At 50.3% G+C, this 18,384-nt stretch carries 11 protein-coding genes; 6 read left to right on the top strand and 5 right to left on the bottom strand.

The window, feature by feature from the left end:
- Positions 1-185: 185 nt before the first annotated feature.
- Positions 186-2,819: a DNA topoisomerase (ATP-hydrolyzing) subunit A gene (gyrA, locus tag HA49_RS07570; protein ID WP_038021680.1), complete on the bottom strand. Its 2,634-nt coding sequence runs from the start codon at positions 2,817-2,819 to the stop codon at positions 186-188.
- Between the two features lie 171 nt (positions 2,820-2,990).
- Between gyrA and ubiG the strand changes: the two genes are divergently transcribed.
- The 4 genes from ubiG to yfaE all read left to right on the top strand — a co-directional run bounded on the left by ubiG (position 2,991) and on the right by yfaE (position 7,920).
- Complete coding sequence (gene ubiG / locus HA49_RS07575; protein WP_038021683.1) at positions 2,991-3,722, top strand: bifunctional 2-polyprenyl-6-hydroxyphenol methylase/3-demethylubiquinol 3-O-methyltransferase UbiG; 732 nt, start codon at positions 2,991-2,993, stop codon at positions 3,720-3,722.
- Between the two features lie 434 nt (positions 3,723-4,156).
- Positions 4,157-6,436 (top strand): class 1a ribonucleoside-diphosphate reductase subunit alpha, encoded by a 2,280-nt coding sequence (gene nrdA / locus HA49_RS07580; RefSeq protein ID WP_038021687.1) that lies wholly within the window; start codon positions 4,157-4,159, stop codon positions 6,434-6,436.
- A gap of 84 nt (positions 6,437-6,520) precedes the next feature.
- Positions 6,521-7,651, top strand: a complete 1,131-nt coding sequence (nrdB, locus tag HA49_RS07585; protein WP_038021690.1) for a class Ia ribonucleoside-diphosphate reductase subunit beta — start codon at positions 6,521-6,523, stop codon at positions 7,649-7,651.
- 2 nt (positions 7,652-7,653) lie between these two features.
- Positions 7,654-7,920 carry a class I ribonucleotide reductase maintenance protein YfaE gene (gene yfaE / locus HA49_RS07590; protein ID WP_038021693.1) on the top strand — a complete coding sequence of 89 codons (267 nt, stop codon included), beginning with the start codon at positions 7,654-7,656 and terminating at the stop codon, positions 7,918-7,920.
- Positions 7,921-7,969: 49 nt separating this feature from the next.
- Here yfaE and HA49_RS07595 read toward each other — a convergent pair whose 3' ends face one another.
- Together HA49_RS07595 and HA49_RS07600 are read right to left on the bottom strand one after the other, a co-directional pair.
- On the bottom strand, positions 7,970-8,299 hold the full coding sequence (locus HA49_RS07595) for a DHCW motif cupin fold protein (protein ID WP_038021695.1): 330 nt from the start codon (positions 8,297-8,299) through the stop codon (positions 7,970-7,972).
- A gap of 44 nt (positions 8,300-8,343) precedes the next feature.
- On the bottom strand, positions 8,344-9,528 hold the full coding sequence (locus tag HA49_RS07600) for a nicotinamide mononucleotide deamidase-related protein YfaY (RefSeq protein WP_038022686.1): 1,185 nt from the start codon (positions 9,526-9,528) through the stop codon (positions 8,344-8,346).
- A gap of 399 nt (positions 9,529-9,927) precedes the next feature.
- Here HA49_RS07600 and HA49_RS07610 point away from each other — a divergent pair, with 399 nt between their 5' ends.
- The gene (locus tag HA49_RS07610) at positions 9,928-11,583 is read left to right on the top strand and encodes a glucan biosynthesis protein D (RefSeq protein WP_038021700.1); all 1,656 of its coding nucleotides are present in this window, start codon (positions 9,928-9,930) and stop codon (positions 11,581-11,583) included.
- On the opposite strand, the gene HA49_RS21970 is transcribed toward HA49_RS07610, so the two are convergent.
- On the bottom strand, positions 11,584-11,706 hold the full coding sequence (locus HA49_RS21970) for a hypothetical protein (RefSeq protein ID WP_281177695.1): 123 nt from the start codon (positions 11,704-11,706) through the stop codon (positions 11,584-11,586).
- 425 nt (positions 11,707-12,131) lie between these two features.
- Between HA49_RS21970 and HA49_RS07615 the strand changes: the two genes are divergently transcribed.
- A complete protein-coding gene (locus HA49_RS07615) occupies positions 12,132-12,746 on the top strand; it encodes a response regulator transcription factor (RefSeq protein WP_038021704.1) in 615 nt (204 codons plus the stop codon).
- Positions 12,747-12,766: 20 nt separating this feature from the next.
- Here the strand turns inward: HA49_RS07615 and HA49_RS07620 are convergent, their stop codons facing one another.
- Positions 12,767-18,382 carry an ATP-binding sensor histidine kinase gene (locus HA49_RS07620; RefSeq protein WP_046791715.1) on the bottom strand — a complete coding sequence of 1,872 codons (5,616 nt, stop codon included), beginning with the start codon at positions 18,380-18,382 and terminating at the stop codon, positions 12,767-12,769.
- Positions 18,383-18,384 lie beyond the last annotated feature (2 nt).

Raw genomic sequence — 18,384 nt, forward strand, 5'->3', positions numbered from 1 at the left:
ATGATATCGGGAACCGTCCCGGCAGATCATCAGTACAAAGTCACAGCAATCTCTGATAGGAGTAAGACTAACACATACCCTCCGGTTTAACAGGTCCGGCCAAGGGAAATGCGGTGAGAATAGCCGGTAATGAAAGAGGCATCGCCAGCGATGCCTCTTTTTGCTACTTTGCAACCCGCAGAGATTTATTCATCTTCGGGCTCAGCATCATCATCGGTTTCTGGTTCCTGGCCGAGATCGTCATCCCCTTCTGCCACCGTACCATCAATAGCATCCAATTCTTCTTCTTCAACCGGTTCAGCCACGCGCTGCAGACCTACCACATTCTCGTCTTCTGCAGTACGAATCAGAATGACGCCCTGGGTATTACGGCCTACCACGCTGACCTCAGATACACGGGTTCTGACCAGCGTTCCGGCATCAGTGATCATCATGATTTGATCACTGTCGACCACCTGAACCGCACCAATCACCGGACCATTGCGTTCTGTCACTTTAATCGAGATAACCCCCTGAGTCGCACGTGACTTGGTCGGATATTCCTGATTGGCAGTACGTTTACCATAGCCGTTTTGGGTCACCGTCAGAATTGCCCCGTCTTCACGCGGAATAATCAGCGATACTACCCTGTCAGTATCCGCCAGTTTAATTCCGCGGACACCGGAGGCGGTACGTCCCATCGGTCTGACCGCCTGCTCAGAGAAGCGTACAACTTTACCGGCCGCTGAGAACAGCATGGCTTCATCATTACCGTCGGTCAGCGCTACACCAATCAGTTCATCGTCATCCCGCAGATTTACAGCAATGATCCCGGCACTGCGTGGGCGGCTGAATTCGGTCAGTGACGTTTTCTTCACCGTACCGCTGGCGGTTGCCATAAAAATATTCAAACCTTCAGAATATTCACGTACCGGCAGAATCGCCGTAATACGCTCATTGGCTTCCAGCGGCAGCAGGTTAACGATTGGCCGTCCACGGGCGCCACGGCTGGCTTCCGGTAACTGGTAGACCTTCATCCAGTACAGGCGACCCCGGCTGGAGAAACAAAGAATCGTATCATGGGTGTTAGCCACCAGCAGACGGTCAATAAAGTCTTCTTCTTTAATTCTGGCAGCAGACTTACCTTTCCCACCACGACGTTGTGCTTCATAGTCGGTCAGTGGCTGGTATTTGACATAGCCCTGATGTGACAGAGTAACCACCACATCTTCTTCGTTAATCAGATCTTCAATATTGATATCTGCAGAATTAGCGGTGATTTCTGTTCGACGTTGGTCACCGAACTGTTCACGGACAGCTACCAGCTCTTCACGAATCACTTCCATCAGACGATTCGAGTCCTGCAGAATGAAAATCAGCTCAGCAATCTCTTCCAGTAACTGTTTGTACTCATCCAGCAGTTTTTCATGCTCCATGCCTGTCAGTTTCTGCAAACGCAGATCCAGAATGGCCTGAGCCTGCTGTTCTGTCAGGTAGTAAGCACCGTCACGAATTCCGTATTCAGGTTCCAGCCACTCCGGTCGGGCAGCATCATCACCGGCTTTTTCCAGCATTGCAGCGACGTTACCCAGGTCCCAGGCTTTGGCGATCAATGCCGCTTTTGCTTCAGCCGGAGAGGGTGCGTTACGAATTAACTCGATCACCGGATCGATATTCGCCAACGCAATGGCCAGGCCTTCAAGGATATGCGCACGATCGCGGGCTTTACGCAGCTCATAGATGGTGCGCCGGGTAACGACTTCACGACGGTGGCGGACAAAAGCTTCCAGAATATCTTTCAGCGGCATAATCTTTGGCTGGCCCTGATGCAGCGCCACCATGTTGATACCGAAAGAGGTCTGTAACTGGGTCAGGGAATAGAGATTATTAAGAACTACTTCACCGACGGCATCGCGTTTTACTTCAATAACGATGCGCATACCATCTTTATCTGACTCATCACGAAGTGCACTGATGCCTTCAATACGCTTTTCTTTAACCAGCTCAGCAATTTTTTCAATAAGCCGTGCTTTATTCACCTGATAAGGGATTTCATGCACGATAATCGTTTCACGGCCGGTTTTCGCATCTGTCTCGACTTCACCTCGACCACGGATATAAATTTTACCGCGACCAGTACGGTAGGCTTCTTCAATCCCCCTGCGGCCATTAATAATGGCGGCGGTCGGGAAATCCGGACCAGGAATATGTTCCATCAGCCCTTCGACAGTGATTTCACTGTCATCAATTAGCGCCAGGCAACCGTTAATCACTTCATTAAGGTTGTGCGGAGGTATATTGGTCGCCATCCCCACCGCAATCCCGGAAGCACCATTCACCAGCAGGTTCGGAACCCTGGTCGGCATAACTTCCGGGATTTGTTCTGTACCGTCATAGTTAGGTACAAAATCAACAGTCTCTTTGTCCAGGTCAGCCAGCAATTCATGGGCAATTTTGGACATACGAATTTCGGTATAACGCATTGCTGCCGCGGAGTCACCGTCGATCGAACCAAAGTTCCCCTGACCGTCGACCAGCATGTAGCGAAGTGAAAACGGCTGTGCCATACGAACAATGGTTTCATAGACAGCAGAGTCACCATGCGGGTGGTATTTACCGATGACATCCCCGACAACACGGGCAGATTTTTTGTAGGCTTTGTTCCAGTCATTACCCAGCTCGTTCATGGCAAACAGCACACGGCGGTGTACTGGTTTCAGACCATCACGCACATCAGGTAACGCACGGCCAACGATGACCGACATGGCATAATCAAGATAAGAATTTTTTAATTCTTCCTCGATATTAACCGGGGTGATTTCTCTTGCTAAGTCGCTCATGGAGCCGATATCCCTCTAGATATTGCCGACTATTCAGACCGCAAATCATATCACATTCCCGCCCTGCGGTGCACCTTAGCATCAGATTAGTTACGCAGATCCACAAGCGGAGGGTGCCGCAAGCTCTGTAAGCGTTTATACTCGGGAAAATTTTGTCAGGAGTAGAGACCCATGAATATGCCTTCAGCGGAAAAACAGCAGAATGTCGACCATCAGGAAATTGCCAAATTTGAAGCAGTGGCCTCCAGATGGTGGGATATGGAAGGCGAGTTCAAGCCTCTGCACCGTATTAATCCCCTGCGACTCGGCTATATTAGCCAGAACAGCCAGGGATTGTTCGGTAAGAAAGTTCTGGATGTTGGCTGTGGCGGCGGAATTCTGGCGGAAAGCATGGCCCGTGAAGGCGCCGATGTTACCGGGCTCGATATGGGAGCCGAACCTCTGGAAGTCGCCCGCTTGCATGCGCTGGAAAGTGGTGTCAGCGTAGATTATGTTCAGCGTACCGTTGAAGAGCACGCTGGCCTTTTTGCCGGACAGTATGACGTGGTCACCTGCATGGAAATGCTGGAGCACGTTCCCGACCCACGCTCGGTGGTTCATGCCTGTGCCAGACTGGTTAAACCGGGTGGGCAGGTATTTTTCTCTACCATTAACCGTAATCCTAAGGCCTGGCTGATGGCCGTATTTGGTGCTGAATATGTTTTACGTATGGTTCCGCGTGGTACTCACGATATTAAAAAGTTTATCCGCCCGGCAGAACTGCTGAACTGGGTAGACGAAACCCCGTTACGTGAAGAAGGGATGATCGGGCTGCATTACAACCCGCTGACTAACCAGTTCCGGCTGGGACATGGCGTGGATGTTAATTATATGATTCACACCAGTTGCCCGGAAAGGGTCTGATTATCACCCTCCGGTGATTTTTGCCTGAAAACCCTCCGGCAGTACGATAAAATATGCCTGTCGGAGGCTGATGCAGTGACTGTCACCCTGTTAATGGCTTTAGACAGATAAATGACCTTCCGCCGCCCCTGCTGAATGAAAAACCGGCGACCGATCGCAAAAAGAAATTTTTTCTTTCAATTATTGACATCAGAGAGTGCCTTTAATCATGCGGCCTGGGGGAAAATTCGAAAATTACAAGCCGATTCACCATCTATTTTTCCTCTTGTTAAGTCCGGCGAACTCACTAGAATAAACCCTATCTTGTTATATATTTTCCGTACAGCCCCTACATGTAGTGGTTATCCACAGTTTTATTCACAAAGAAAATGCTGTGCATAACTACGCAAAATGTATAACTCACTGATACTCATGCATAGATAGGTAAACGCGACATGAACCAAAGTCTGCTCGTTACGAAACGCGATGGAAGCCAGGAACGAATCAATCTCGATAAAATACACCGGGTACTCGATTGGGCAGCAGAAGGTCTTCACAATGTCTCGGTCTCGCAGGTCGAGTTGCGCTCACATATTCAGTTTTATGATGGAATCAAAACTTCCGATATCCATGAAACTATCATCAAAGCAGCCGCGGACCTGATTTCCCGTGATGCACCAGATTACCAGTATCTCGCGGCACGACTGGCAATTTTCCACCTGCGTAAGAAAGCCTACGGTCAGTTTGAGCCCCCTGCGCTGTATGACCACGTGACTGCTATGGTCGAACGTGGTAAGTATGATAACCATCTGCTGGAAGATTACACGGCCGAAGAGTTTGCGCAAATGGACGGATTTATTGACCACTGGCGCGATATGACCTTCTCTTATGCCGCAGTAAAACAGCTGGAAGGCAAATATCTGGTTCAGAACCGTGTGAGCGGTGAGATTTATGAGAGTGCGCAGTTCCTGTATATTCTGGTGGCTGCCTGCCTGTTTTCTGCGTACCCGCGTGAAACCCGTCTTGATTACATCAAACGTTTTTACGACGCGGTATCCACTTTTAAGATTTCACTTCCCACTCCAATTATGGCGGGTGTCCGTACCCCGACCCGCCAGTTTAGCTCCTGTGTGTTAATTGAATGTGGTGACAGCCTGGATTCTATTAATGCCACGTCCAGCGCCATTGTGAAATATGTCTCACAACGTGCTGGTATCGGAATTAATGCCGGTCGCATTCGTGCACTGGGTAGCCCGATTCGCGGCGGGGAAGCATTCCACACCGGATGTATTCCGTTCTATAAACACTTCCAGACAGCGGTAAAATCCTGCTCCCAGGGGGGGGTTCGTGGCGGTGCGGCCACACTGTTCTATCCGCTCTGGCACCTGGAAGTAGAAAGCCTGTTGGTGTTAAAAAACAACCGTGGTGTGGAAGGAAACCGTGTTCGTCATATGGACTACGGAGTGCAGCTCAACAAACTGATGTACCAGCGTTTACTCAAAGGCGAAGACATCACCCTGTTCAGCCCGTCGGACGTGCCTGGTCTGTATGATGCCTTCTTTGCTGACCAGGATGAATTCGAACGCCTGTATGTCAAATATGAGCAGGACAGCAGCATCCGTAAACAACGGATTAAAGCGGTAGAACTGTTCTCACTGATGATGCAGGAACGAGCTTCAACCGGACGTATTTATATTCAAAACGTTGACCACTGCAACACCCACAGTCCGTTTGATCCGGCGGTCGCTCCTGTGCGTCAGTCAAACCTGTGTCTTGAAATTGCCCTGCCTACCCGGCCGCTGGAAGATGTCAACGACGAGAATGGCGAAATCGCTTTGTGTACCCTGTCGGCATTTAACCTCGGAGCTATCAGTCATCTTGATGAACTGGAAGATCTGGCGGTGCTCGCGGTACGAGCTCTGGATGCCCTGCTGGATTATCAGGACTACCCGATCCCTGCCGCGCAACGCGGAGCGATGGGTCGTCGTACTCTGGGTATTGGCGTGATTAACTATGCTTACTACCTGGCGAAACACGGTAAACGTTATTCTGATGGCAGCGCGAATAACCTGACACATAAAACCTTTGAAGCTATTCAGTACTACCTGCTGAAAGCTTCTAACGAACTGGCTAAAGAACAGGGTGCCTGCCCGTGGTTTAATGAAACCACTTATGCGGCCGGCGTGCTTCCGATTGATACATACAAAGCGGATCTCGATGCTATCTGCAATGAACCATTGCATCTGGACTGGGAATCACTGAGAGAATCTATCAAAACTCATGGCCTGCGTAACTCGACTCTGTCTGCGCTGATGCCTTCAGAGACATCATCGCAGATTTCCAATGCTACCAATGGCATTGAGCCCCCGCGCGGACATGTCAGTATTAAAGCCTCAAAAGACGGTATCCTGCGTCAGGTAGTACCAGATTATGAAGAGCTGAAAAATAACTATGAGCTGCTGTGGGAAATGCCATCGAACGACGGTTACCTGCAACTGGTGGGTGTGATGCAGAAATTTGTCGACCAGTCGATTTCGGCAAACACCAACTATGACCCTTCCCGGTTTGCTAACGGTAAGGTCCCAATGAAACAGCTGTTGAAAGACCTGCTGACTGCCTACAAATTTGGCGTTAAGACGCTCTATTACCAGAACACCCGTGACGGTGCTGAAGATGCTCAGGACGACCTGGCACCCGCCGATGACGGTTGTGAAGGCGGCGCCTGCAAGATTTAAACCTCTGCCAGGGGCCGCCACCGGCCCCTGACTTTAGCTATTTAACCGCTAAAACGTTAGCCTGTATCTATCGGATGTCTGCTTATGGCCTATACTACATTCTCGCAAAACAAAAATGACCAGTTAAAAGAACCGATGTTTTTTGGACAGTCGGTGAATGTTGCCCGTTTCGATCAGCAAAAATATGATATTTTTGAAAAACTGATCGAGAAACAACTCTCTTTTTTCTGGCGCCCTGAAGAAGTTGATGTTGCCCGTGATCGGATTGACTATCAGTCATTGCCTGAGCATGAAAAGCACATTTTTATCAGCAATCTGAAATATCAGACACTGCTGGATTCTATTCAGGGCCGCAGTCCGAACGTCGCGTTATTGCCGCTGGTCTCTATTCCTGAGCTGGAAACCTGGATTGAAACCTGGGCGTTTTCTGAAACTATTCACTCCCGCTCTTACACCCATATCATCCGAAATATCGTGACCGACCCGGCGCTGGTGTTTGACGATATTGTGACTAATGAACAGATTCTTAAGCGCGCTGAAGACATCACCGGGTATTATGATGATCTGATCGAAATGACCAGCTACTGGCACTTGCTGGGTGAAGGCACCCATCAGGTGGGCGGTAAAGAGATTGTCGTTAACCTGCGTACCCTGAAGAAACAGCTCTATCTGTGTCTGATGAGTGTCAATGCGCTGGAAGCCATCCGTTTTTATGTCAGTTTTGCCTGTTCGTTCGCTTTTGCGGAACGTGAACTGATGGAAGGTAACGCCAAAATTATTCGTCTGATTGCCCGTGACGAAGCCCTGCACCTGACAGGTACCCAGCATATGCTGAACCTGATGCGCAGCGGTGAAGATGACCCAGAAATGAAAGAGATTGCTGCTGAATGCCAGGAGCAATGCTATGAGTTATTTAAGAAAGCCGCCATTCAGGAAAAAGAGTGGGCAGAATATCTGTTTCGTGACGGCTCAATGATTGGCCTGAACAAAGATATTCTCTGCCAGTATATTGAATATATTACTAATATCCGTATGCAGGCTGTCGGGCTGGACCTGCCATTCCAGACCCGTTCCAACCCGATCCCATGGATCAATTCCTGGCTGGTTTCGGACAACGTTCAGGTTGCTCCACAGGAAGTGGAAGTCAGTTCTTATCTGGTCGGTCAAATCGACTCTGAAGTCGGTGCTGATGATTTTAACGACTTCCAGCTTTAATAATGGATAAGTCCAGTGTCATCCTGCTCAGCCGCTCAGGTCGTGAGCTTGAGTGTGTTGAAAACGCCTACCCTAACCTGCTGAGCGCACTTGAAGCACATCAGCTGCCGGTAGAGTATCAGTGTCGGGAAGGCTATTGTGGATCATGTCGTCTGAAACTGCGTAAAGGCAAGGTCTGCTACCGAAGTGAACCGCTGGCATTTGTCGGCCAGGGTGAAATTTTACCCTGCTGCTGTCGACCCGTCGGCGATATTGAACTGGAACTTTAGCCTCTCGCTATCGCCGGACCAAACCGGCGATAGCTGATTCATCCGCCCATTAGTCGACAATAAATAACCGTGCACCACTGATCGTTGAGGAACGATGTGCCTCGGCGTGATCCGCCACCTGATAGCTCATACCGGCTTTCAGGGTAAATGTCCTGCCATCTTCAAGTTCAGTGACCATCTCACCTTCCAGACAGAACAGAATATGGCCTTTTTTACACCAGTGATCGGCCAGGTAACCGGCAGAATAAGTCACTTCTCTGACCCGGATATCATCAAACAGCCGGGTTTTCCAGACAGCCATCCCTTGCTCACCGGCATGCTTTTCTCCGACGACGACCTGCCAGTCGGTCACACCAAATGAAATATCATTCAGCTGCATTGTCACAACCTTTCAGGACAGGCAGCTGCTCGCTGCCAAAAAGATTAAGGAAGAAGTAAATGACCGGTCACTTCCAGCCAGCTATGGGTGGCCGGAGAATTTTTCCCCTGCAGCCAACGTAATAACATATTCATCGCAACCGTACTGATCAGCTCCTGACGGGCTGACAGCGAGTGACGCTGAGTATTAAAAGTTAGCTGCTGCGCTTCAGTACCCTGTGGGGTCACCAGACAAACCCCCAGCGACTCGTCACTCAGTTCACCGACGGCCAGAGCCAGTGATGCCCGTTGATGTTCAGCCAGCAGTGCCGCGCGCTGTGCCAGTTCAGCAAGGGTCTCCACGCCCGCGGCCGGTAAATCACCGCCCCGCAACGGCACACCGGCCGATGCCAGTGACCAGTGAAGATATCCGGCCGTAAATTTCTCACTCACCGACAGGGTTAAACCACGCTGTCTGATTTCACGTGCCAGTACAGCCGGCAGCCCTTCAGTTCCTTCAAACAGAATCCAGTCAGCCAGTTGCTGACGGATAGTTTGCCAGCAGTTGTTCATTGCTACCGTCTCACTGCCAGGTCCGGTCAGTTTAATTTCCACCACCGGCATGGCTGCCCGGTATCCAAGAGAGACGCCTTGTGGCAGTGCTAAACTGTCCAGTTGCGCCGCCAGATCACTTTCACCACGGCCAAAAGTCGTCAGTCGCAGGCAGAGAGGTTTCTCCGGCAGGCTGAATTGTTCAGCCAGCCGCGGCAAAATCTGTTCGGTGACCATTACCTTAAATTCTGACGGCACCCCGGGGGTAAAAAAGATCCGGCAATTATTCAGGGTCACCGCAAAACCGCAGGCTGTCCCTACCCGGTTATCCATTATTTCGGCATGCTGCGGAATTTCGGCCTGTTTGCGGTTAGAAGCAGCCATCGTCCGCCCCCTTTCACTAAAAAAAGCTTCGATTCGCTGCAACCACTGTTGATTCAGTTCAAGTTCAACGCCGCAGGCAATGGCTGCGGCCCGGGCACTCAGATCATCGCTGGTGGGTCCCAGTCCGCCGTTAACAATCAGCACATCGGCCAGCAGGCTACGTTGCTGTAACTCTTCCACCAGAGCATCCAGTTGGTCACCTACTGTCGAGCGGTGGGTCATTACCAGACCGTGAGAAAAAAAAGTATCCGCCAGCCAGACAGCATTGGTATCGGTGATTTGACCGTACAGCACTTCATCGCCGGTAGACAGCATTTCAATATTCAACTTACAGCTCCTGAACAGTTAACGTGGCTGAGTCCGATGCAGCCACTGACACAGGCTGCTTCGGGCTATGAGAATTGACAAAGAGACTCATTAAAATACTGTCCGCGAGTGATTACAAGCTCAGGCAACCAAGGCCATTGAAAACGACCATCTCAGCATCACCAGCAGAGTAAGCCCTGCGCTCATCATGAGTCCGGAAAGTAAAATAACCTGACCGGCCGCTGGAAAATGCACCTTTTCTCTGATTATTCTGATAAATTTCTTAGCAATGAATTTTAGAAGCGGTGCCCTGTCGTAGTGGATGAACACCATTCACCGGCACAATTTGCAGTGACTTTGTCGCCGCAGCCAATATACACCTGAACAACCAAGGAAAATGTTTCCGGTATGAATCGCAGAATGTTTATGAAAGGCTCGCTGGCGGTTTCCGCCCTCGGGACCATGACAGGATTATCTTCCCTGCTGGGAAACTCCGCCTGGGCGGCTGACGGTATCGCCGACGGACATGCCCGGCAATTCGATTTTAACCAACTGAAACAGCAGGCAGCTGCTCTGGCAAAACAGCCCTGGGGGGGCGCTCCGGGTCCGTTACCTGAAACACTGGCCAATCTGACACCACAGGATTACAACGCTATTCAGTACGATGCCGGGCACTCCTTGTGGAATAATATTCCGGACCGTCAGCTGGATGTGCAGTTTTTCCATGTTGGCATGGGCTTTAAACGACGCATCAGGATGTTTTCGGTAGACCCTTCCAGCCGTCAGGCGAGGGAAATTCATTTCCGCCCGGAGCTGTTCAGCTATAACAATGCGCATGTTGACGTAAAACAACTGGTGGGAAAAACCGATCTGGGTTTTGCCGGGTTCCGGGCGTTTAAAAAGCCCGAACTGGCGCGCCGCGATATCGTTTCTTTCCTCGGTGCCAGCTATTTCCGTGCCGTCGATGATACTTATCAGTACGGTTTATCTGCCCGTGGTGTGGCAATTGATACCTTCACTAATCACGAAGAGTTCCCGGATTTCACTGCCTTCTGGTTTGAAACACCAAAACCGCAAGACACCAGTTTTGTCGTCTACGCCCTACTGGACGGTGCCAGCATTACCGGAGCCTTTAAGTTCACTATTGATTGTGAAAAAGACCGTGTGGTGATGACTGTCGAAAATAACCTGTATGCCCGCAAAGCTATCGAACAGTTAGGTATCGCACCAATGACCAGCATGTTCAGTTGCGGAACCAATGACCGTCGGATGTGTAACACCTATCATCCTCAGATCCACGATTCCGACCGTCTGGCCATGTGGACAGGAAAAGGAGAGTGGATTGCCCGGCCACTGAATAATCCTCAACGCCTGACCTTCAACAGTTTTAATGATGAAAACCCGCGTGGTTTTGGTTTACTGCAGCTGGATCATGACTTTAATGACTATCAGGATGTGATTGGCTGGTATGACAAACGTCCAAGCCTGTGGGTAGAACCCGTTGGCAAATGGGGTAAAGGTGCCATTAACCTGATGGAGATCCCGACTACCGGTGAGACCCTGGATAATATTGTCTGCTTCTGGAAACCTGAAGCCCCAGTCACCGCCGGCAGCGAGCTGAATTTCGGCTATAAACTCTACTGGAGCGGGCTACCTCCGGTACAAAGTCCGCTGGCCCGGGTTGCGGCTACCCGAACCGGTATCGGTGGTTTCCCTGAAGGCTGGGCTCCGGGCGAACATTTTCCGGAAGTCTGGTGCCGCCGTTTCGCGGTCGATTTTGTCGGCGGAGACTTGCAGGCTGCTGCACCTAAAGGTATTGAGCCGGTCATCACACTCTCCTCCGGCACCTTTAAACAGGTTGAGATTCTGTATGTTGAACCCCTCAAAGCCTACCGGATTCTGTTCGACTGGTACCCGAACAGCGATTCTACCGCACCGGTCAACATGCGGCTGTTCCTGCGATCGCAGGGAGAGACGCTGAGCGAAACCTGGATGTATCAGTACGTGCCTCCGGCACCTGACCAGCGTAAATATGTTGATGACCGACAGATGACTGCCGGCTAATCACTGCGTGGCGAAGCGCCCTGCTTCGCCACTTTCACTACTCATTACCCTGCCAAACATTTCGATATGCTCTATACCGCCCTCACTATAGGGTTCAGTACAAGCGACAAATCCATGAGCCACCCCAAATCCCTGTTAAGGCGCTAGTGCTGACAAATACACTGCCCTTTCCGGACAACAGACAGAACAGGTCTGCAAAGTCTGTTTCAGCTATTGATGCCCCAAACGTTTCCCTCTGGCAAAAAGCGCCACAATTAACATAGCCAATACTCAGCGGCCCCCTCTATCGCCGGCCGGGAGTTGCACGTTAATCAATCCCGACATTTCGTCATGGCACTTGTTTTTGGGCCTGAGGCGATGATATCACCGCTATTCAGGTGGCCAAATCAACTCAGTCACAGCAATCTATTTTTTTGTAAGCGCGAATGGTGTAAAACATTAATAAATGTGACAATCTGTTAGGATTGAGGGTGTTGCGTAAATACATTAAGCGTTATATTGGTCTGCCTGTGAAAAAACAGAACACCTGACAGTCATAATGAGTTGCTATGGATAAAACTGTATATCTTGTTGACGATGATGAATCTGTAATCACCTCGTTGCAAAACCTTCTCAGTTCGGAGGGGTATGAAATTGCAGCCTTTACCTCCCCTTCTGATTTTCTGAACCTGGCGGAATACAAAACCCCTGGCTGCCTAATCGTGGATTTGAACATGCCCGGATTTGATGGTTTAGAGGTCAGTGTTTATCTTACAGAACGGGGGCATACTATCCCCACCATTTTCCTTACCGGCTATGGCACCATCCCGATTACGGTTCGGGCCATGAAAGCAGGTGCGTTTGAATTTCTGACCAAACCGGTTATGCCTGATGAACTCATCAGAGTCATTGAAGATGCTCTTGAACTTTCAGAGAAAAGTGCCCGATTGTCCAGGGAGAAGCTCGAAGTCACGGGCCGTTATCATTCTCTCACACCACGGGAAAAAGAGCTGATGAAGTTTATTATCAGGGGGCTTCTCAACAAGCAGATAGCCGCAGAAATGGGGATCAGTGAAATTACCGCGAAAGTTCACAAGCGCAGAGTCATGGAAAAGATGATGGTCAGGTCTGTCCCGGAGCTCGTACGGATGTCGGAGAAACTGGGGCTGCCTGATGACAACTAGTCCCTAAAATCCCTTCATCATTATTTGCTTATCCCAGACATTTCTCCCGTATACCCTTCGGGACGAATATCAGAAGTATTCTGGCATTGCAGAGGCAAGGTGAACCAGAAAAGGCTGCCACCTTCCTCCCGGTTCTCTGCGTTGAGTTCACCACCGTGTCGTTTAATAATTTCGTGACTTATGGTTAGCCCCATCCCCATCCCTTCCGGCTTGGTGGTATAAAACGAGTCAAAAATTTTACCGATAACCTTATCTGTCATGCCGGTGCCATTGTCCACAACATCGATACGAATCATGTCTGGCAAAGGATGAGACGAGGCAATCCGCAGATTGCGCGAGCCAGATTTATCGGACATCGCCTCTATGGCGTTAATCACAAGATTAATCATAACCTGCTGAATCTGAACGTTCTCACAGAATACCCTGTCGTTGACCGCCGCTAAATTCAGCTCAAGAGCAACGTTCCGGCGTTCAAGTTCCAGTCGGGTCAGTATGATGATGTCATGTACAATTTGATGCATGTTTGCGCTGGAAAATTCAGTCATCTGATTGCGCGTCAGAGCCTGAAGACCGCGTATAATATTACCTGCCCGCTGACCTTCCCGGATTATCTCACTCAGCCCCCGGCTTGCATTTTCCAGATTAGCAGGCTCGCGTTTCAGCCATCTCTGGCTTGCTCCGGCATTCGATACAATCGACATCAGTGGCTGATTAATTTCATGTGCAATTGATGAGGTCAACTGCCCAACTGTAGATGCCCGGGCCACCCGGGCAAGATCGGTCTGGGCGCTCCTGACCGCGTCTTCCGCCTGACGCTGGGAGGTAATGTCGGTCAGGGTGCCAAAATACTCGCGGACCTCAGGCCAGTTTTCATTTGGCTCACCGATGCCCTTTATATAGCGACACTCTCCGTTATCACGAACGATGCGAAATTCAGCCTGCATCACTTTACCTTTAAGTGCCCATGACTCGATTTGCGCTTTCAGGTAGGGAAGATCGTCCGGATGCACCCGGCTCTGAAACTCAACCATTGAGGTTGTCATCTGACTTTCAGGCAATCCCATAATGCGCTTATACTCATCAGAGATATACTGGATATCGGGTTCGATCAGCCAATGCCATGTCCCGGTATGACTTATTTTTTCACCCAGCATCAGAGAAGTCTGGCTGGCACGAAGCTGCTTTTCAATCTTCCTGCGCTGTATGTTTTCCTCGAGCAACCCGGCATAAAGCCGGGCTGTTTCAAGAGACACGGCGGCCTGAGCACCGAGCATGGAAACTATCCTGGAATGTTCGGCGGTAAAAACATCGGGCATCAGCCGGTTTTCCAGATAGATGACACCCACCATCTGCGCCTGCCTGAACATGGGTACGCACATCACCGCAGCACCCGATGCAACCAGATAGCTATCATGGCTAAACGGGCTGAATACTTCTGGTTTCCCGGTGCGGATCTCCTGGCCCGTTCGGATAACCGCTGACAATACTGAAAGAGGGAGGTCGGTTGCGGTCGGCAATTCCTGAACAATTTTGACCTTAACACCCTCAGAGGTCGTCGAGGCTCTAGCCTGGATTTCCGGAGTATTACCGTCGATAAGACGAATCAGCATACAGTGCTGAGCACCGGCCCGCTCAACGAGTATCATCATAAGAATATGGATAAGCCGGTCCAGATTAATCTCTTCAGTCAACGCACGCATGACTGTCACTATGCTCTGCAGGTCACTGATAACTGCACTTTGCTCAAAGGGTACGGTGCTCAACGCCGTCTGGGATGAGTGGCTTGCCAGCGCCGGGTACTGCGTTTCCAACTGATGCACTTTCGCCCCCGCCCCCCACCGATCCCACGCCGCGATAGCACCCTTGATATAGCTATCACCGGCAAAAGGCATGTTTAATGCGTATACCATCCGTGCAGCAAGCTCACAGGCAAGAGCGTTAATATGCGGAAACTGGCCTTCACGTGATAACGTTATGGCCTTTTCAAACAGCTCCAGAGCCTGGGCTGTATCACCTTCCAGCCGATAAAGTTCAGCACGCAGCAACGCCTCCTTATCTGAGAATGTCCTGCTGTTTTCGTTAGACCAGGTCACGATCCGCTCAAGATGAAGTTGCAGCTGATGTCGTAACTCTTCTGTCATGGTCCCCGTATTTAAAGGCACCGTCAGTGACAGCGCGCTGTAAAGATGATAATCCAACATGTGAACATGTCCGGGAATAAATGCGGTAAATTGTCCGGCATCGTTGAACCAGCGAGTTGCTTGTGCATATTCGCCGGCGAAAAAGTGTGCCATGGCCTTATAGAGTCGTAACCAGAACTGCATCAGAAACACTGGCTCAACAGCCTGCTCAGGCTTCATGGCTACGGGTACCGGTATCAGAAAATTATCGCCACTGAACGAGTCTCCACGTGGCTTTCTCAGAAACATAACATAGTCCATCTGCATGCCGAGAATCACTTCCACATCCCGGAACTTTGCCTTTCTGACAAATAACATCCCGCGCGTGATAGAAGTGCAAACCCCATCCAGGTGATCACCACGAGCCAGATAGTTCATGATCAGATGACGCAGAGCCAGACAGGCCGACGTCCTGTCACCCGTTTCAACGCCAACATCGAATGCTGCTTTCGCTCGATCTATGGCATAGCTCATCGGCATAGTCCATACGCTGACCTGGTCGAGAGCCAGTAACGTGCGAGCCTTAAAGCTGACAAAATCATGTTTATAAACCAGTTCACGTGCCAGCAAGGTGCTGGCAAATCCACGACTGTACTCATCGTATTGATCCCCACACACTACCCCATACCAGGAAAGCGCGAGTGTAGATGCGCCTGACAGACCCCGCTCCATCGACAGATGCAATAGCCTGCACAGAAGCATGAAGTGCAGTCGTGGATTGATAAACGCCGCAAAGGTGCTGGCACCTGCCAGCAGATTCATGACAGCCTCGGAATTTTTACACTCAACCAGTCCGAGAGAACGAAACCGGGTATACGGATTTTTCCCCACATCATCTTTAAGTACTTTCCGTGCTTCATCACACTCCTCCCGGGTAGGATTGCGATTCAACTCGATGCCAAATACCCTAAGCCATGTGAGCGCCGTTTCCAGCGCAAGTTTACTGTCGGACTGCCGCATATGGATCTCAGCCATCAGACAGGCCGCCTGCGCCTTATTTGCCACCTGACCGGATGATGACTGGATGCGGGCACTCAGTTCCAGCGCGGAGGAAAAGTTACTATTGAAAAACTCGCACTCCGCCTCTTCAAGAAGATATTCACCGGTGATTTCGATACCTACACTTTCATGAAGCAACCTGATTGCCCGCAAATAACGCAACCCGGAAACGCAATCACCGCTGGTTTTGGCGCATCTGCTGGCGCGGAGCAAAAACTGGCTGACGCCATCATAATCGGAAGTCAACAGGGATAAATGATTCACCGACAGCAGGTGGTGCGCCGCTCTGAACAGAAACTCACTGGTCATATTAAGCGAAGATTCCTGCATGTAGTAACGCGCAGCTTTATAATGAAAATGATCCTTATTTTCATCATTCAGCAGACTTAAGGCGGCTTCATAAATACTGTCATGCATAAAAGAAAAGACATTTTCATTGAGCGTGATAAATCCGGCAGTCACTGCAGGCCGGAGTAACCCTGCAATATCCTTAACCTCAACAGAGGTCATATCGCTCAATAAACAAAGTTCACCTGTACTCCCCAGGGCAGCAATCTGTCCCAGCCATTCGCGGGTCGGTAAAGGGAGAGAAGACAGATTCAGTAATACGCTGGCGGCTACGTTTGCCGTATAGTGGCTGTTGCGTAGTGCCTGTAAATCATAAGCCCATCTCAACGGGGCATTATAGGTAATCAGGCCATCAATGACAGCCTGCCGAAAAAATTCCTGAGTGGAGAGCGGGTTTCCGGCGGTCTTCTCATGCATCAGCGCTGCCAGCTCCATTGTCTCTGTACTGCGGGCATGAAAACGATCGGCAAGCCAGTTGGCAATGCTTATTTCCGTCAAGGGCTCAGGCGTTATATCAGTTATCCGATGCGCATTTTCCCGAATACACTTGAGGTTATTGGCGATTGTGGGACAAGGTAAGGAAATGCTGTCACGATGCGTGATAACCAGAAGAAGAGGGATCTCGTCACTCCGGCTCAACAGATTCTGTAAAAGATGTAACGAGGCCTGATCTGCCCAGTGAATATCATCCAAAAGCATAACCAGTGGCCGACCCGGGGCAGAAAAGGCTTTTATCAGGTTGAAGGCCACCAGATTAAAACGATCCCGGGCATCACGCGTATGAGAAAGCGTCTGCACGACAGACTTCTGGTTAAGCAGTATCCCTAACTCTGGAACCAGATTCACGGCCAGACCAGCATGCTCTCCCATCAGGCGCAAAATGTGTGTTTTCCAGCGCGTCATCTCTTGCACAGGTAAACCCAATACGTGCAACGTCAGCGTTCTGAAAGCCGCGGTAAACACAGCGTAGGGAAGGAACGGTGAATTTTTGTCAGCCTTTACCACGGTAAGCAATGATTTCTTATTTCGCAGCAACTTCAGCGCGGAAGCTATCAGCGACGATTTTCCCGCACCAGGCATGCCACTCACCGCAACCAGGGCGTGCTTACCACTTCGGCTGACTTCATCAAACGCAGCCAGAACATAGGTCGCCTGCGGATGGTCAGCATACAGCGCTTGTGTCGAATAGCTCTCCATCTGAGTATCCTGCATTCCGGGAGAGAAGGACTCAATACTGCCCTCCGACAAGAGTGTTGTGGCGCAGCGGCGAAGGTCAGCCAGCAAACCGTCTGCAGTCTGATAACGATATTCCGGCGATTTGTGCAGGAGCTTCAAAACTATCGAAGAGATCATCACCGGTACGTTTGTACACAGCAAGTGGGGAGGCGTCGCTTCAGAGGCAATGTGGTGATGTACCCATTCTGCATGCCCTCCTTCCACGTTCCCATAGGGAAGTCTGCCGGTGAGGAGTTCATACAGCACAATACCCAGGCTATATAAATCACTGACACGGCTGACAGGATAGGCAGACCGGGAGGTATGCTCAGGAGACATATAGGCAAGCGTTCCCCCTGAGACAGGCAGGTCAGGCTGTATAAGCAAATCATTCTGGACGAATGACAACCCGAACCCTGCCAGGTAAACGCTACCATCCTCACTGAAAAAAAAGTTTGCGGGTTTAATATCCCCATGCACCAGGCCCTGCTGATGAGCAACGCTTAGCGTTGTGCAAAGCAAAGTCGCGTAGTTTAGAAACTCTATGATGCTGCCAGGTGGCGTGCAGAGTAAGTCGGCCAGCGTACGATAGTTGAACGCCCGGTATATCAGCGCATATCTGCCCTTATAATGAGTTCGCTTAACAGGCCTGAGCGACCAGTGATCAGAGAGTTTATGGCGCAGTGCAAATTCATTTTTCAGCAACTGAGTGATGTGAAATACTGACGCTTCGTTACCCGCCGTTGCCATAACAAAGGTATCGCCACTGCTGGCATTACGGCACAGCAGCCAGTCAATATTCCCTTCATACGCAAGCGGGCTAACGGTTATCTCCTCAGACAAAATGAAGTCATCATTATCCGGGGAATTAAATGTCTGCTGCGTTGTAATCATCG

The sequence above is a fragment of the Tatumella morbirosei genome (genome assembly GCF_000757425.2).
Classification (GTDB): Bacteria; Pseudomonadota; Gammaproteobacteria; order Enterobacterales; family Enterobacteriaceae; genus Tatumella; species Tatumella morbirosei.

What these genes read in the sequence shown, in the direction of transcription:
- gyrA (WP_038021680.1), bottom strand. Translation starts at nt 2,819, where the DNA reads ATGAGCGACTTAGCAAGAGAAATCACCCCGGTTAATATCGAGGAAGAA.
- ubiG (WP_038021683.1), top strand. Translation starts at nt 2,991, where the DNA reads ATGAATATGCCTTCAGCGGAAAAACAGCAGAATGTCGACCATCAGGAA.
- nrdA (WP_038021687.1), top strand. Translation starts at nt 4,157, where the DNA reads ATGAACCAAAGTCTGCTCGTTACGAAACGCGATGGAAGCCAGGAACGA.
- nrdB (WP_038021690.1), top strand. Translation starts at nt 6,521, where the DNA reads ATGGCCTATACTACATTCTCGCAAAACAAAAATGACCAGTTAAAAGAA.
- yfaE (WP_038021693.1), top strand. Translation starts at nt 7,654, where the DNA reads ATGGATAAGTCCAGTGTCATCCTGCTCAGCCGCTCAGGTCGTGAGCTT.
- HA49_RS07595 (WP_038021695.1), bottom strand. Translation starts at nt 8,299, where the DNA reads ATGCAGCTGAATGATATTTCATTTGGTGTGACCGACTGGCAGGTCGTC.
- HA49_RS07600 (WP_038022686.1), bottom strand. Translation starts at nt 9,528, where the DNA reads ATGCTGTCTACCGGCGATGAAGTGCTGTACGGTCAAATCACCGATACC.
- HA49_RS07610 (WP_038021700.1), top strand. Translation starts at nt 9,928, where the DNA reads ATGAATCGCAGAATGTTTATGAAAGGCTCGCTGGCGGTTTCCGCCCTC.
- HA49_RS07615 (WP_038021704.1), top strand. Translation starts at nt 12,132, where the DNA reads ATGGATAAAACTGTATATCTTGTTGACGATGATGAATCTGTAATCACC.
- HA49_RS07620 (WP_046791715.1), bottom strand. Translation starts at nt 18,382, where the DNA reads ATGATTACAACGCAGCAGACATTTAATTCCCCGGATAATGATGACTTC.